Source organism: Myxococcus xanthus (genome assembly GCF_013116825.1).
GTDB classification, from domain to species: domain Bacteria; phylum Myxococcota; class Myxococcia; order Myxococcales; family Myxococcaceae; genus Myxococcus; species Myxococcus xanthus_B.
Map to the genome: position 1 here is coordinate 14,877 of NZ_JABFNS010000112.1, position 15,043 is coordinate 29,919.

9 protein-coding genes and 1 pseudogene are annotated in these 15,043 nt (G+C 71.8%); 7 read left to right on the top strand and 3 right to left on the bottom strand.

What is annotated here, in order from left to right:
- Nucleotides 1–17: 17 nt before the first annotated feature.
- Nucleotides 18–1,538 carry a gluzincin family metallopeptidase gene (locus tag HNV26_RS27325; RefSeq protein ID WP_171443349.1) on the bottom strand — a complete coding sequence of 507 codons (1,521 nt, stop codon included), beginning with the start codon at nt 1,536–1,538 and terminating at the stop codon, nt 18–20.
- Nucleotides 1,539–1,711: 173 nt separating this feature from the next.
- On the opposite strand from HNV26_RS27325, the gene HNV26_RS27330 reads away from it, so the two are divergent.
- Nucleotides 1,712–2,644 carry an RluA family pseudouridine synthase gene (locus HNV26_RS27330; protein ID WP_171443348.1) on the top strand — a complete coding sequence of 311 codons (933 nt, stop codon included), beginning with the start codon at nt 1,712–1,714 and terminating at the stop codon, nt 2,642–2,644.
- A gap of 4 nt (nt 2,645–2,648) precedes the next feature.
- On the opposite strand, the gene HNV26_RS27335 is transcribed toward HNV26_RS27330, so the two are convergent.
- Nucleotides 2,649–3,668, bottom strand: a complete 1,020-nt coding sequence (locus HNV26_RS27335; protein WP_171443347.1) for a glycosyltransferase — start codon at nt 3,666–3,668, stop codon at nt 2,649–2,651.
- Nucleotides 3,669–3,692: 24 nt separating this feature from the next.
- Between HNV26_RS27335 and HNV26_RS27340 the strand changes: the two genes are divergently transcribed.
- Nucleotides 3,693–8,117: a hypothetical protein gene (locus tag HNV26_RS27340; RefSeq protein WP_171443346.1), complete on the top strand. Its 4,425-nt coding sequence runs from the start codon at nt 3,693–3,695 to the stop codon at nt 8,115–8,117.
- A 1-nt stretch (nt 8,118) separates the two neighbouring features.
- Here the strand turns inward: HNV26_RS27340 and HNV26_RS27345 are convergent, their stop codons facing one another.
- Nucleotides 8,119–8,967 (bottom strand): PorV/PorQ family protein, encoded by an 849-nt coding sequence (locus HNV26_RS27345; protein ID WP_171443345.1) that lies wholly within the window; start codon nt 8,965–8,967, stop codon nt 8,119–8,121.
- A 60-nt stretch (nt 8,968–9,027) separates the two neighbouring features.
- On the opposite strand from HNV26_RS27345, the gene galU reads away from it, so the two are divergent.
- The 5 genes and pseudogenes from galU to HNV26_RS27370 all read left to right on the top strand — a co-directional run.
- The gene (galU, locus tag HNV26_RS27350) at nt 9,028–9,930 is read left to right on the top strand and encodes a UTP--glucose-1-phosphate uridylyltransferase GalU (RefSeq protein WP_171443344.1); all 903 of its coding nucleotides are present in this window, start codon (nt 9,028–9,030) and stop codon (nt 9,928–9,930) included.
- Nucleotides 9,927–10,682, top strand: coding sequence for a hypothetical protein (locus tag HNV26_RS27355; protein WP_171443343.1), 756 nt, complete (start codon nt 9,927–9,929; stop codon nt 10,680–10,682). Before galU ends, HNV26_RS27355 begins: the two co-directional genes overlap by 4 nt.
- Nucleotides 10,683–10,790: 108 nt before the next feature.
- Complete coding sequence (locus tag HNV26_RS27360; protein ID WP_171443342.1) at nt 10,791–11,417, top strand: glutathione S-transferase family protein; 627 nt, start codon at nt 10,791–10,793, stop codon at nt 11,415–11,417.
- A gap of 134 nt (nt 11,418–11,551) precedes the next feature.
- Nucleotides 11,552–13,939, top strand: a complete 2,388-nt coding sequence (priA, locus tag HNV26_RS27365; RefSeq protein WP_171443341.1) for a replication restart helicase PriA — start codon at nt 11,552–11,554, stop codon at nt 13,937–13,939.
- A gap of 15 nt (nt 13,940–13,954) precedes the next feature.
- Nucleotides 13,955–15,043 (top strand): annotated as a pseudogene (locus tag HNV26_RS27370) (response regulator receiver protein); the annotation flags it as partial.

Consider the following 15,043-nt stretch of genomic DNA (forward strand, 5'->3'; position numbering starts at 1 on the left):
CGTCTCGCGGGTGTCCCCTACCGGTTGAGGATGGCCACGAGGCGCTCCCCGGCCTCGGGCAACGCCAACGGCGTGCCTGACGTCTCCGTGGCCAGTCCTTCCGCATCATCAGTGCCCCCACGCGCGTACAGCCCCTTCAACCAGGCGGCGGCCGCGGGGTTCCTCCAATAGTCCTCGTTGAATCGCTCCGTGAGGCGCGCGGTGAGCTGGGTCTCCAGGGCCCAGGACCGCAGGTAGTGCGCCACGTACAGCTGCGGGTCCACGTCGTGGAGGAAGAAGCCAGGGTGTGGCTCGACGAAGAGCGCACGGCGCTGCCCGTCGGCGTATTCGTCCGCGCGTTCCGTGGAGGCGCCCCGCTGCGTCAGGGACAGCTCGTAGGTCAGCCTGGCCGCGTGACGCCGCAGCAGCGTCAGGGCCTGGAAGGCGGCCAGCCGCACCGTGTCTCGCGCGGCCACGGTGGGCAGTCCCAGGTAGCGCTTGAGCCACTCGGGGGACAGGAGCAGCCGTTCGAAGACGGCGGCGTGGGCCTCCGTCACGGACGCGTCGCCCAGCCGGCGCAGCTCCATGGGCAGCGTGTCGGAGACATGGGCGCGGTGCTGCGCGTGGCCCATCTCATGGAGCAGGCTGGCCAGCCCGTCGATGCCGCCGCGAGGCTGGAGCACCAGGCGGATGTCGTCCGGCACGCGCACCACGGCGACGAAGGGGCGCGGTGACTTGCCGGGCCGGGCCTCGTCGTCGATGCGGATGCGGCCTCCGGCGTTGGGCGTCAGGCCCCACTCGCCCAGCCAGCGCACCACGGCGGGGAAGGCGTCCTCGCGTCGGAAGAAGCCGTCCAGCCACGGGGCCTGGAGCGCGGCCTGCAAGTCATGCCTGCGGGCCTCTCCGCCGGGCAGTGGACGCAGCAGCGGGTCCACCTTCTTGAGGACGTAGGCGAGCACGTCGCGGTAGGCGTCCTCCGTGCGCGCGAGCATCGTCGCGGCGGACTCGGCCAGCCTGGCGAAGTCGATGCCGGTGACGTCCTGGCGCAGGGCGGGGTAGTTCTTCGCGCCCAGCTGCTCCGCGGTGTGCAGGGCCGCATCGCGCCGGTCACCGTAACGGGTGCGGTTCTGCCAGAGGAACTCGCCGGTGGCGCGCTCCAGCAGGGCGCGGCGGCCCCGGGCGGACTCGTGGGGAATGCGGCCCAGCGCCTCGCCGAAGGAGTAGGTCTGGTCGTCCACCATCAGCCGGGCCTGGGCCTCCAGCGAGGCAATGGCCTCCACGTGACGGGCGGCGAGCGCGTCCTCGACGTGCGAGGCCACCAGCTCACGCACCAGTCGGATGCGGCGGACGGTGAGGGGCTCGTTCTTCGATTGGGCCTTGGCGAGCGCCTCGTTGGCGGCGGCGAAGGTGTCCGGAGACGACAGCTCGGGGAAGGAAGCGTGGAGCTGGCTGGGGGAAACATCCAGCGCGAGCCCGGCGCCTTGCCGGTAGTTCAGCGTGGCGAGCTCGGCGAGGAAGTCGTCCAGCCGCGTACGGACGGAGTGCAGGGGACGGTCCATGGGGGCGCGGAAGGTAACAGGAAGCGGGCGGCGCGAAAGGGCGATGCGCGCGTAGAGTGCCGCCGCATGACATCTGCGGTGGACACAGGGATGGGGGGCGGCGTGCCGGAGCACGTGGCGCATGGCGCGGGCTCGTACGCTGAGGCTGTCCGCCTGGTGGGCGAGGTGGCGGCATGAAGCGCCGGACGTTCCGGGTGGAAGGGGCGTTGGTGGGGAAGGCCGTGGCCCGCGTGGTCGCGGATGAGCTGGGACTGCCCGAGCCGGGGGCACGGGGGCTGGTGGCGGTGGGCGCCGTCTATGTGGCCGGCAAGCGGAGCCGGGATGCGAATGCGCGGCTGGCGGCTGGGCAGGTGGTGACGGTGGTGTTGGAGGAGGGCGGGCAGAGCCCCCTGTCCGAGGCGCCCTCCGCCCCCGAGCTGCGTGTGCTGTACGAGGACGCGGACGTCATCGCGGTGGACAAGCCGGCCGGCGTGTCCGCGCAGCCCACCGAGGGGCGCGTGGGGGACAGCCTGGTGGACCTGGTGGGGGCGAGGCTGGGACGCCCCGCGGGGCTGGTGCACCGCCTGGACCGGGAGACGTCCGGCGTGACGGTGTTCGGGAAGACGGCGGAGGCCACGTCGGCGCTGGCGGCCGAGTTCCGGGAGGGACGGGCGCGAAAGCGCTACGTCGCGGCCACCGGGCCGGGGTTGCCCCTGTCGGGCACGGTGGACCTGCCGTTGTCCAAGGACCCGTCGCGCCCGGGCCGCTGGCGGGCGACCCGGGCGGCCAACGGTGTACCCGCGCTGACGGACTTCCTCACGCTGTCATCGGGGCCGGCGTTCTGTGTCGTCGAGCTGCTGCCGCACACGGGCCGCACGCATCAGCTCCGCGCGCACCTGACGGCGCTGGGCGCTCCGATTCTGGGGGACGCCCGTTACGGCGGCGCGGCCCGGGCGGACGGCGTGGAGGCTGCGCGGTGCTTGCTTCATGCCCAGGCCCTGGAGCTGGGACATCCGCGCACGGGCAAGTTGCTGCGTATGGAGGCGCCGGTGCCGGAGGACCTGATGCGGTTCTTCCTGGCCGCTGGCGTGCCGGCGCCCTCGGGCGCCATTCGTGGCGCCGAGTGAGTGCTCACGCCGCGCAGGTGAAGTCGCGGCCCTCCACCCAGCCCCGTCGGATGAGGTCCTCGCGAATCTCCGCGCGGGCCCAGCGGACGCCCACGCACACCAACAGGTGTCCATCCCCGGGGGCACCGAGCTCCTGGGGGGAGATGACCGGGATGCCATGGATGCGCGTGCCCACCTTGCGAGGGTGGACCTCCACGTAGCGCCGCACGCGGACGCCTTCCTGGTGGAGGAAGGACGTCAGCGTCTTGCCGCTCGGGCCCGCGCCCCACACCGAGCAGGGGCGCCCGTCCGCCAGGGGGCCACGGCCTCGCGTCAGGTAGCGCGCCTTCGTCCACATGAAGCGCTTGACGGCATAGCGCGGGTCCGTTCGCGTCATCCGCCCGTCGCTGTCGCGCCAGCGAAGCAATACCTCGGGCAGGTTGCGCAGCCCGAAGCCCCGGTCCAGCAGCTCCAGCCACAGCGCGTAGTCCTCCGGGAAGTCGCCGTCCTGCCAGCCTCCCGCGGCCACCAGGGCGTCCCGGCGCAGGCAGACGGAAGGGTGGCACAGGGGGCTTTCGATGAATCGCTCCCGGTCGAGTCGCTCTGCGGTGGTCAGCCCGCTGAGCCAGGTGGCATAGGCCTGGAGCGAGGGGCTCACGGGTTTGTCATCCCGGAACAGCTCCACGGCCGTGCCCACGCCGGCCAGCCCGGGTTCCGCCTCCAGGGCGGTGAGGCTCGCCTCCAGGCGTTTGGGAAGGGCTTCGTCATCCGCGTCCATCCGGGCGACGTAGGGGGAGGTGGCTTCGCGCAGCGCCAGGTTCAGCGCCGCCACCAGGCCCCGGCCCCGGCCGTCAAGGACTTCCACGCGGGAGTCGCCCGCCGCCAGGTCGGTCAGCACTGCACGCGTACCGTCCGTGGAGCCGTCGTCCACCGCGAACACGCGGAGGTCGCGGACGGTGCCCGTCAAGAGGCTGCTGACGGCGCGGGCCACGGTGGCCTCGGCGTTTCGCGCGGGGAGGAGGACAGTAACAGCCGGAACGGGCATCGTTGTGTGTAGACTGCCGCACCCATGGGTGGCGTGAGAAACGGCAGGAGCGCCGGCACGCCGGAGCCCGCAGCGGTCCGACAGGCGGCGCTGCAGCCCGGCGCGTCCGACGTCAAGCCCGCGGAGGAGGTCAGCGAAGTGGTGGACCGGCACTTCCGGTCCGCGGCCCGGCAGCTGCGAGAGGGCTCCGCCGCGCGTGCGTTCGGAGAGCTTGCGCGCGCCAGCCGGACCCTGCCGATGACGCCGCGTCTGGCCGCCGGGATTGTGCGCATGGCGCTGCTGGCGGGCACCGAGGCGGCGGCCATCACCCTGCTGGAGGTGGCGCCTACGGTGGTCTCCAGCAGGCGCGCGGTCCGGCGTCAGCTCGCGCGGGTACTGCGGCGGGTGGACCAATTGCCGCGTGCCGCCGCCGCGCTCGAAGCCCTCCTGGTGGAATGGCCCGATGACCGGCGTGCCCAGCGCGTTCTCCAGGTGCTGCGTGCGCGCATCGAGGGCAAGGCGGTGCCTGACGCTGGTGCGAGCGCGCCGAAGGTGGATGAGGACGAGCAGGGTGTGTTGGCGAAGCTCCCAGCGCGGCGAGAAGGCGCGCAGGCAGCGGCCTCCTGGGAGAACGACGACGCCGTCTACCTCATCGAAACCGTGGTGGGGCCGCCGCTCTCCGCGAGGGCGGCCTCGGCGTCAGCTTCCACGGTCGGCGTGGCGGAGGCACGCTCGCAGCCTTCGGTGTCGCAGCTCCCAGAGGCGGGTAGAGGAGCGCCTGCGGCCGCGTTGCCTGCGCGTGGCGCGGATGGGCTTCAGGCGGAACCTCCGCCCGTCTCGGAACAACGTGGGCCTGTGTCGAGTTCGCTCTCGCCGCCTGGGCCTGATGCGCGCGCGACGGCTTCGTCCAAGGGGAGTGAGGCGCTGCCCGGTGCCGATGCGCGTCCGTCGCCCGTGAAGGCGCCACCCCCAGAATCGCTCAAGACGGTGTTGGAGATGCCGGCGGTGGAACTCCCCGCGGTGACTCCCCGCGGTACCTCTGCTTCCGAAGCCCCCAGGACTGTCGTGGAAATGCCGGCGGTGGTTGTGCCACCGAGGGCATCTGACTTCGAGGCGCGCAAGACGGAAGTGGAGATGCCCGCGCTGGGGGATGTCGCCGTGCCCCCGTCTTCAGGTGTGGCCAAGACGTTTGTTCCAGGGCGCGCGCCACTGCGCGTTCCTTGGGCCGATGCCTCGGACGATGACGCGCCCGTGCCCGCGCCGGTCGCTCGCTTCAACGACGCCGACGACAGTGAAGTCACTTCGGAGGCACAGCCCTTTCTCGCCGGCGCTGACGTATCGAGTCCTCCACCGCGCCAGCAGACGCCTGCCTCTTCGAAGCGCGAGCGGCGGAAGACCCCGCCCCCGTCCGAGGCGCTGCCACCTCCAATCCCGTCCCGTTCCGCATCCGAGCCGGATGCCCGCTCAGGCACCATGGAGGTGTCGTTGGCGGAGCTGGAGGCCGCGCTCGCGTCGGCTTCTGGCGATGCACCGAACAAGAAAGGCCGCGCCTCCGAGGCCAGCGCGGGGCCTCGGGAAGAAGACTCCGAGGAGCTGACCCGCTCGCGGAAGGTCGAGGCCCAGCTCATCGCTCGGCGGGCCTGGGCCGAGCTGGCTCAGCTCTACCTCAAGCGGGCGGACCAGGCGAAGGACGCGTCCCTGCGCGCCGATGCGTTGGCGCGCCTCGCGGAGGTGATGGAGAACGAGCTTCACGATCCCGCGGGCGCCGCGCGCATGTATCGGGAAATCGTGGAGCTGACGGGGGACCGCGCGGCGCTTCGAGATCAGGTGCGCTTGCTCGCCGCGAGAGGGGACGCGTCCCTCGTGCGCCGCGCGCTGGACGAGGCCATCCGGCGCGCGCCCGCTGGCCGCGCACGCGCGGGGGCTCTGCTCACGCGGGGCGAGCGCTGGCTCCACATGGGCGAGCTGAAGAAGGCTCGCGCGGACTTCGAGGCGGCGGAGTCCTCGGCGCCGGGACTGCTTCCCGTGCTCGCGGGGATGCTCCGCTGCGTGTCGGACGCGGAACGTCCGTCCATCGCGGAACGGCTCCGGGTGGCACTGGTGGCGGCGCCACGCCGTGCGCTGGACCGCGTGGAGGCGCTGCGCGTCCTGGCCCAGGTCGCGGAGGAGTCGCTGAGCGATTGGCGGCTCGCGCAGTGGGCCTGGAGCGAGGTGCTCACGGAGAGTCCCGACAGCGAGCAGGCCCGCGTGCAGCTCACGACGCTGACGCGAAAGCTCGGCGACACGACGGTGCTCAGCCGGCTTCTGCGTGCGCAGCTCGCCCGCGAAGCCCGAGGGCCCGCCGCGCGTCAGGCCCGGCTGGAGCTGGTCGCCACGTTGGATGCGCAGGGCGACGCCGACGCCGCGCTCGAGGAGTTGCGTCAGGCCGTGCGCTACGAGCCGGGCCACAAGGAAGCGTGGCTGATGCTCGTGGAGCGCCTGCTCGAGCGCGACCACCTGGGCGAGGCGGCCTGGGCCCTGGAACACGCGGCCACCGCCATGGAGGACGAGGCGGAGCGGGAGCGCACCTGGGACCGGCTCGCGCGTCTGTGGCGCGAGGTGATGGGCAATCCCGAGCGCGCGCAGGTCTACGCCCGCCGGGCGGAGGGAATCCGGCAGGCACGCGCAGAGCGTGAAGTGCCGCCTCCCGAGCCGCCGCGCTCCGCGGCTCCTCGCCGTGAGTCGAGCGGCCCCCGTGCGCCGCTCATCGCGGCGCCCCCGGTGCTGACGCAATCGTCGGGAACCCCCCAGAGCCAGGCCAACGAGGAGGCGTCCACCACGGACATCGGGGTTGCTCCCCCCGCGTCAGAAAGCGTGGGGCCACCTCGCGATGAAGTCGGGAGCGCTTCCCCGGGCGCCGCGATGGCGCAGGGGCGCAAGGCCTCGCCGGAACCCGCCCCTTCGGGGCGGAAGGGGAGGCGGGCGGCGCGCGCCACGGTCTCGCCAGCGCAAGGTGAACCGCGCGTTCCAGTGGAAGCCTTCGCCGCATCGCCACCCAAGGCAGACGTACGTGCAGCCGCGCCGTCCCCCAGGGGCGAGGCCCGCAACCCGCCTTCCTCCCCGGGCAACACAGCTGCCCCGCCGCCACGCGCTCCCGCTGACGCCGCCGTCTCCCCCAAGGCGCCGGCTGCTCAACGCGCCCCCGCGTCCTCGCGCGGAGACAAGGCCGCGCCACGCGCCGCCGCGTCCGGAATCGAATCGGAGCAAGGGCCCGCTTCTCGCGAGGCGGAGGCCCGAGCCCAGCGCCCTCGGGCCACCGACCTCATCACGGGCGAGGTCATGGACCTCGGTGATGCCCCCGTCCCGGAGACCCGCGTCATCTCCTGGGAGGCGCCACCCGGCCGGATGGACCCGGTGCGCCGCGTCGTCCGCGCGCGCCCGGAGGGCACGGTTTCCGCCCCGGCGCCGGGCCGCACGTTCATCGCGAAGCCGCCCGCGGCGCCCGAACCTCCTCGGCCTGTCCCCGGCGTCATGGACCCGCGCGAATCACCCGCGCCCGCCTATGTGCCGCCACCGGACACCGAGCCCGATGCCTTCCGGCACATCCGCGAGCGCCCGCTCGACGCGAAGCCCTATCGACTCCTCGCTGAGTACTTCGACCAGCGAGGAGACCCGGCGCGTGCCTCGCTCATGCGCGAAATCGCTGATGCGCTCGACGGGCTCGAAACTCCGGCGCCGCGCGGCCAGCGTCCGCCGCTGACCTCCGACGAGCGCGCTGGCCTGCGTCACCCTGGTCTGCGCACGCCCTCGGGCGAACTGCTGGCCTGCGCCGGAATCGCGCTCTGCCGTCTGTTCCCAGCGGAGGGCCGCGCCGCCGGCTCCTCGGAGCTGCTGCGCGCCACCGCGGGCCCCTGCGCGCCGGCCGTGCTCGACGCGCTGCACACCGCCGCGCGGATGCTGGACGTCCACCTGCCCGAACTCGTGCTCGCAGAGGACGACGGCCCGCCCTTCACCGCCGTGCACGCGGGCCACCCGCGCCTCCTCGTGGGCCGGCTCCTGCTGCGTGAGCCCATGCCGCTCCCGGAGCTGCGCTTCCACGTGGGCCGCGCCTTGCTGTCCCTGTCGCCGGACCTGCTCGCGCTCCGGGCCCTCAAGGGGGGCCAGCTCCTCCGCGCCCTGGCGCTGCTGGCCACCGTGCTGAAGGACCCGCGTGCCTCCGGAGCCGAGGCTCGCGTGGTGCGCGAGTCCCTGTCGCCGCGCGCCCTGGAGCGCGCCATGGCCTTGCTGGAGCCCGGCACCCAGAACTTCAAGGCTTCGGCGCTCGCGGATGCCGCGCGGGATTCCGCCAACCGCGCGGGCCTGGTGGCCTGCGGGAGCATCGGTCCCGCGCTGTCCGTCTTGCGGACCCGCCGGGGCAACGAGGCGGAGCTGGTGGAGCTGCTGCGCTTCGCCGCGTCGGAGCGCTACCTGCCGCTCCGGGCGCCGCGCTGACTCAGTTCGTGTTCAGCTTGATGGTGAGCGCCAGCATGCGCCCCTTGGGGCCGCCCAGGTCGTGGCGGTAGCCGAAGTCCAGGCCGCCTCCGCCCTCGGACATGAAGCCGAGCCCCGTGCTGACTTGCGACGTCCGCGTGAAGCCGTCGTAGGAGTAGCCCACGCGCACCGGGAACATCTGGCCCAGGATGTACTCCAGACCGCCGTGGTACGTGAACGTCCTGGTGTCGTTCGTCGTGAAGTCCGCGCGCACGTCGCCTGCGAGCGTCAGCAGCCCCGTCATCACCCCGACGTGCGCCGAGTAGTAGCGCGTCAGCTCCTCATTGCCAGTGTCCACGATGTTGTGCGCGGAGATGCCCGCCATCAGTGACGGCGACAGCCGGAGTATCAGGCCCGCGTCGCCGGTGACGGAGTTCGCGAACCGAGACTGGCCGCTCATGCGCAGATAGCGCACCGTGGCGCCGAGCATGAGCGCCTGACTGATGGGCAGTCCCACGCCCATCGAGCTGAGGTGGGCGCTGGCACGCGCGCCGCCGCGCCCCACGCTCACCCAGTGGTAGTCCACGCCCATCCCCAGGCGGCTCGTGGCGGCGTCGACGACGGAGACGCCCAGCAACCCTTCCTTCTTCCGCGTATCCCACGCGCCGGTGCCTTCAACCCGGTAGGACGGGTAGAGGACCATCGCCGCTGGATTGCCCATGATGGCATCCGTGCCCAGTCCCAGGGCACGGTAGGCGCCGCCCATGCCATAGGCGCGTGCGCTCATGACATCGCGAAGGTCCTCGGCGGGCTGCGCCAGAGCGGTAGTGGACACACAAAGGGCAATCAGCACCAAGGCGCGGAGCAACATGACAAGTCCATCCTATCCAGCTTGATGGGGTCAGGGGCCATCAATAGATTCCCAGCCCTCATGGCCTCCAAAACCTCGAAGGTAGAGCCCCTCATCCGCAAGTGTGTCATCCCGGCAGCCGGCCTGGGCACGCGCTTCCTGCCGGCGACCAAGGCGGTTCCCAAGGAGATGCTGCCTATCGTCGATACGCCGACGCTCCAGTACATCGTGGAAGAGGCGGTATCCGCAGGCATCGAGGATGTCGTCCTCATCAATGGCCGCGGCAAGGGCGCCATCGAGGACCACTTCGACATCGGCTTCGAACTGGAGACGACGCTGCGTGCGCGCGGCAAGGAGTCCGAGGCCGACAAGCTGCGCGCCATCGCGGACCTCGTGCGCGTCGTCAGCATCCGTCAGAAGGAGCCCAAGGGACTGGGCCACGCGGTGCTGTGCGCCAAGAGCGTCATCGGCGACGAGCCCTTCGGCGTGCTGCTGGGCGACGACATGATTGACGCCGAGGAGCCGGGAATCCGCCAGCTCGCTCGCGTGTATCGCCAGTACAACCAGGCGGTCATCGCGCTCATGGAAGTGCCGGAGAGTGAGACGCACATGTACGGCATCGCCGCGGGCACGGACCTGGGGGATGGCGTCATGCGCATCGACCGCATCGTGGAGAAGCCGAAGAAGGGCACCGCGCCCTCCAACCTCGCCGTCATCGGCCGCTACGTGCTGCCGCCCGACATCTTCCCCATCCTGGAGAACCAGACGCCGGGTGTGGGCGGCGAAATCCAGCTCACCGATGGCCTGGCCACGCTCCAGCAGTCGAAGGGGCTGCTCGGCTACCGCTTCAAGGGGCAGCGCTATGACGCGGGCGACAAGGTGGGGTACCTGAAGGCCAACATCGCCTACGCGCTCAAGCGTCCGGACCTGCGTGCCGGGCTGCTCGAGTACATGCGTGAAGTCGTGAAGACGGAGAATCCGTGAAGCGCACCGTTGCACTCCTCGCTGTCCTGGTCTCCTTCGCCGCGGCGGCCTACGTGCTGCCCGGCAGCTCCATCATCCGCCGCATGTCGGCGGAGCGCGCCGAGCTGAGGCTGTCCACGTTGCGCGTGGAAGGCTCCCTCAGCTTCGGAGGTCCGGCCGTCAAGGAGGCCGGCGCCGCGCTGGGGACGCCCACGGACCGCCCGGAGGTGCAGGGTGACGGCGTGCTGTCCATCCGCGCGCCCGGCCGCTGCCGCTTCGAGGCCTCCGTGCCCGACGGCAACGCCCAGTCCGCGGTGGTCCAGTCGGGTGGCCGCCGTCGCGTGCAGGGGACCGAGATTCCCTCCATGTCGGCGCTCGTCTCGCAGGTGTGCCCGCTGCTCGCCACGGGCAGCGGCAACGTGCAGGAGCTGAAGGAAGCGGTGATTCGCCACCTCCAGAACCTGGGCATCGAGACGGGGCGCACCGGACTGGCGCGCTTCGGCGGCGAGGTGGCCTACGTCATCGGCGACATGGCCGAGGGCCGCCCGCAGTTCTGGGTCTACAAGGACTCCTTCCGCCCGGCCCGGTTGCGTTACTCGGACGCGTCGGGGACGGCCTGGGACGTCCGCTTCCTGGACTACAACTCGCCCGCCACGGGTGAGTGGCTGCCCCGCACCATCGAGGTGTGGCGCGGCGGTCAGCGCAACCTGCGCTTCACCGCCTTGAAGGGGGACAACCGGGCCAGCCTGCCCGACTCGCTCTTCACCCTGTAGTCAATGCCGCCACCTTCCTGAATTCCTTGCGGCGCTGGCGGTGGCCATGAAGAGTCTGGCCCCGCCTGGCCGGGACTCTCCCCGGCCCGCCACGCAGAGGAATGTCCCATGAAGGTGTACGGCCTCCCGATGAGCACTGCCACGCGTTCGGTCCTCACCACCCTGGCGGAGAAGGGCCAGGAGGCGGAGCTCGTCCTCGTCGACCTCACGAAGGGGGAGCAGAAGAGCCCCGCGCACCTGGCGCTCCACCCCTTCGGCGTCATCCCCGCCTTCGAGGACGATGACGGCTTCCGGCTCTACGAGTCGCGCGCCATCATCCGCTATCTGGACCGCAAGCTGCCGGGGACCTCGCTGACGCCGTCCGACGTGCATGCGTACGCGCGCATGGAGCAGTTCATCAGCGTGGAGCAGTGTTACTTCTCGCCCGCCGCGATGAAGGTCATCTGGGAGCGCCTCTTCAAGAAGATGATGGGCGGCGGCACGCCGGACGAGGCGCGCATCAGCGAGGGCCTGCAGGGCGTCGAGCGCGTCTTCGGCATCATCGAGCCGGTGCTGGGCAAGCAGCAGTACCTGGCGGGAGACAGCTTCTCGCTCGCCGAGGTGACGTGGATGCCCTACATGGACTTCTTCGTCGCCGCGGGCGGCGCGGAGCTCGTCGGCAAGCACCCGAACGTGGCGGCCTGGTGGGAGCGCGTCCGGAGCCGTCCTTCGTGGAAGAAGGTCACCGGGGCCTGAGCCCCGAAGTGACTTCCTGACAGGCCGGGTTCCGTCCCACGGGCGGGACCCGGCGGGGAATGTCAGACCCTTCGCGCACTGTGGACCCCGGTAGCAGGACGGATGGGGCCGGGGTGGTGGTTGAAGGGAGTGTCATGGAACAGCGACCCTTGTGGAGCGGGGCGGAAGCGGCGCCCGCGAAGGCCCCCACGACGCGGGGTTCCAGGGCGGTGCGCACCTCCGGTGTGAAAAGCCGCCGGGAACTGTCCGAGCCCGCCGCCGCCGCTACAGTGCGCGCCGAAGTGAGCACTCCCGTCCTGGCCTCCATCGCCGTTGGCCGCCCCGTCCGGGGCGAGTTCACCTACACCCTGCCGGACGAGCTGGCGGGCCGCCTGGAGCCGGGGCAGCGCGTGCTGGTGCCCTTCGGCCGGGGCACGGCGCTCGGCTTCTACCTGGGGCCCGCGTCTCCGCCGACTGGTGAGAAGGTGCGGCTCAAGGCCGTCCAGCGCGTGCTGGAGGACTCGCCGTCCTTGCCCAAGGACCTCATCGCGCTGCTGCGCTTCGCGGCCGTGCACTACCGCTATCCGCTGGGTGAGGTGATTCGCGGCGCGCTCCCGCCCGGCCTGTCGAAGGCCGTGGAGGAGAAGGAAGCCAGGCCGGACGTGCAGCACTTCGCGGTGGCGCTCGTCAACGAGGTGCCGCCGGAGCTGTCTCGCGCGCCCGCCCAGTCCGCCGCGCTCGCGTATCTGCTGGCCGTGGGAGGCAGCGCGCCGCTGGAAGAGGTCGCCCACGCGATTCCAGGCGCGCGCGAGACGCTGAAGAAGCTGGCCACGCGCGGCTTCGCCCGGCTGGAGGAGAAGACGGTGGAGGCCAGCGTGAAGGAGGGCCTGATTCAGGGCCGTCCGGACCACCTCACGCCGGAGCAGGACGCGGCGGGCGGGGTGCTGCGCGCGGCCCTGGACGCGGCCACCTTCCAGCCCTTCCTCCTGCACGGCGTCACCGGCAGCGGGAAGACGGAGGTGTACCTGCGCGCGGCCGAGCATGCGCTGTCGCTGGGGAAGGGCAGCCTCATCCTGGTGCCGGAAATCGCGCTGACGCCGCAGCTGGTGGGCCGCTTCCGCAGCCGCTTCGGCGCGGAGGTGGCGGTGCTGCACTCGGCGCTGAAGGACCGGGAGCGGCTCTTCCACTGGCAGGCGCTGCGCCGCGGCGACGTGAAGATTGCCGTGGGCGTGCGCTCGGCGGTGTTCGCGCCGGTGGACAACCTGGGGCTCATCGTCGTGGACGAGGAGCACGACCCGTCCTTCAAGCAGGAGGAGAAGCTGCGCTACCAGGCGCGCGACCTGGCCGTCGTGCGCGGCAAGCAGGCCGGCGCGGTGGTGGTGTTGGGCTCGGCCACGCCCGCGCTGGAGACGTTGGAGAACGTGAAGCGCGGGCGCTACCAGCTCCTGGAGCTGAAGCACCGCGTGGATGACCGGCCCATGCCCACCATCGAGCTGGTGGACCTGCGCGTGGAGCGTCCGCGCGAGGGCGCGGTGACGGAAGAGGCGCCCATCCTCAGTCCTCCGTTGCTGGAGGCGATGGCGGAGACGATTGGCCGCGGGCAGCAGGTCATCCTCTTCCTCAACCGCCGGGGCCACAGCACCGTCCTCCTGTGCGAGGTGTGCGGCCTGTCGCTCAAGTGCAGCGAGTGTGACGTGTGCCTCACGCACCACCGCTCGCAGAACCGGGTGGTGTGCCACTACTGCGGCCTGGCCATGCCGGTGCCGGAGCAGTGCCTGGAGTGCACGGGCCCCATGCTCAAGCTGGGCATCGGCACCGAGCGCGTGGAGGCGGAGGTGCTGGAGCGCATCCCCACCGCGCGCGTCGCCCGGTTGGACCGGGACTCGGCCAGCAGCGCCGAGCGGCTGACGGAGATGCTGGCCTCGTTCGCGCGCCGGGAACTGGATGTCCTGGTGGGCACGCAGATGGTGGCCAAGGGGCACGACTTTCCGGGCGTGACGCTGGTGTGTGTCGTCATGGCGGACACGTCCCTCTCCATCCCAGACTTCCGTGCCGCCGAGCGCACCTTCCATCTGCTCACCCAGGTGTCTGGCCGCGCGGGCCGGGGCAAGGACCCGGGGCGGGTGCTGGTGCAGACCTACAATCCGGACGCGGAGCCGGTGCGGCGCGTGCTGGCCCATGACTTCGACGGCTTCGCCAATCAAGAACTGGAGTGGCGCAAGGCGCTGGCCTACCCTCCCTATTCACGCATGGCCGCCGTCCGCCTGGAGGGGGAGCACCCCGAACAGACGGCCAGTGTGGCGCGCTCCCTGGGGAACATCGTCTCCCGGCACATGCCCCCTGCGTCCGCCGGGGTCCGCATGCTGGGGCCGGCCCTGGCGCCCATCTCCCGCATCCGTGGCAAGACGCGCTGGCAGCTCCTGCTGAAGGGGCCAACGCATACGGCGCTCGCCCCGCTGCTCGCCCGGTTGGAAGCGGCCCTGGTGGATGTTCCTTCCGCGGTGAAGGTCGTGATCGACGTGGATCCGGGGGCCATGCTGTAGACTCGGTGCCCCCCCATGGGCGCACCGGTCCTTCTCGTCCACGACGACATCGCCAATATCGCCGCCGTCCGGCGCCTGCTCACGCGCGAAGGGTACGAGGTCATCCTCGCCACCTCCGCCGCGGATGCCCTCATTGCGTACGGGCACCACCTGCCCGTGCTGCTCGTGCTCGCGCCCGGCGTGGAGAGTGGCCGGGGCCACCTCGTGCTGGAGGAGTTGCTCCAGCACCCGGATGGCAAGTCGGCCCGGGTGCTGCTCCTGGGCGAGTCCATCCCCGGCTTCAGCGCCCCCGTGGCCCAGCTGCCGCTGGAAGGGGCGGCCTTCGTCGAGCTGGTGGATTCGCTGGTCAAGGCCCCCGCGGATGCGGACGCCTGGCACGTGGTGGAGAACCGGGAGCTGCCTCCGTCGGGCGGGGGCTCGGCGGCCACGGGGGCGGAGGCGGAGTCCTGGCACGCGACCCCGCCGCCCTCGGTGGCGGGCGACTCCGCGCTGGCGAATGCGCTCTTCGGGGACCTGGCGCCGCTGCACCAGACGGACTGGGAGCTGGCGGCCATGACGGACGCGGAGCGCTCCGCCCACGAGGCGGCGCAGCAACGCGAGCGTCAGAGCACGCGCGACCTGGACACCGCCATGGAGCGGGCGCACCTGGAGGTGGAAGCCCAGGCGATGGCCTCCATCGACTCGGCGCTTGCTCCGGACGCGGCGGATGGGTGGGGCGAGCCTTCGCAGGGGCAGGACTGGGGCTCGGCGGTGGATGGTGAGACGGCCGGAGACGACGCGCAAGGCGCGTCCGCGGGGCTTGGGGGCGAGGACGCCGCGCCGGCCGAGGATGCGCCGCCGGTGGGACAGCTGGCCTGGACGGAGGAGGCTGTTTCTCCGCCTTCGGTGCGCACGGCGGCCCTGGCGCCTCGGTTGGGCGATGAGGGGTTCTTCGACGTGGACACGCCGGAGGTCCCGGCGGGGGATGCCCTCTCCGCGGCGGAGGCGGAGCTGGCTGCCATGCGCGGCGGGCCTTCCTTCGACTCCGTGAGCACGGAGGGCTCGCCCTGGACGGAGCTGCCTCCGGACCCCGAGATGGAGCACGCCGGGCGCGTGGGCTCGGGG

What these genes read in the sequence shown, in the direction of transcription:
- HNV26_RS27325 (WP_171443349.1), bottom strand. Translation starts at nt 1,538, where the DNA reads ATGGACCGTCCCCTGCACTCCGTCCGTACGCGGCTGGACGACTTCCTC.
- HNV26_RS27330 (WP_171443348.1), top strand. Translation starts at nt 1,712, where the DNA reads ATGAAGCGCCGGACGTTCCGGGTGGAAGGGGCGTTGGTGGGGAAGGCC.
- HNV26_RS27335 (WP_171443347.1), bottom strand. Translation starts at nt 3,668, where the DNA reads ATGCCCGTTCCGGCTGTTACTGTCCTCCTCCCCGCGCGAAACGCCGAG.
- HNV26_RS27340 (WP_171443346.1), top strand. Translation starts at nt 3,693, where the DNA reads ATGGGTGGCGTGAGAAACGGCAGGAGCGCCGGCACGCCGGAGCCCGCA.
- HNV26_RS27345 (WP_171443345.1), bottom strand. Translation starts at nt 8,967, where the DNA reads ATGTTGCTCCGCGCCTTGGTGCTGATTGCCCTTTGTGTGTCCACTACC.
- galU (WP_171443344.1), top strand. Translation starts at nt 9,028, where the DNA reads ATGGCCTCCAAAACCTCGAAGGTAGAGCCCCTCATCCGCAAGTGTGTC.
- HNV26_RS27360 (WP_171443342.1), top strand. Translation starts at nt 10,791, where the DNA reads ATGAAGGTGTACGGCCTCCCGATGAGCACTGCCACGCGTTCGGTCCTC.
- priA (WP_171443341.1), top strand. Translation starts at nt 11,552, where the DNA reads ATGGAACAGCGACCCTTGTGGAGCGGGGCGGAAGCGGCGCCCGCGAAG.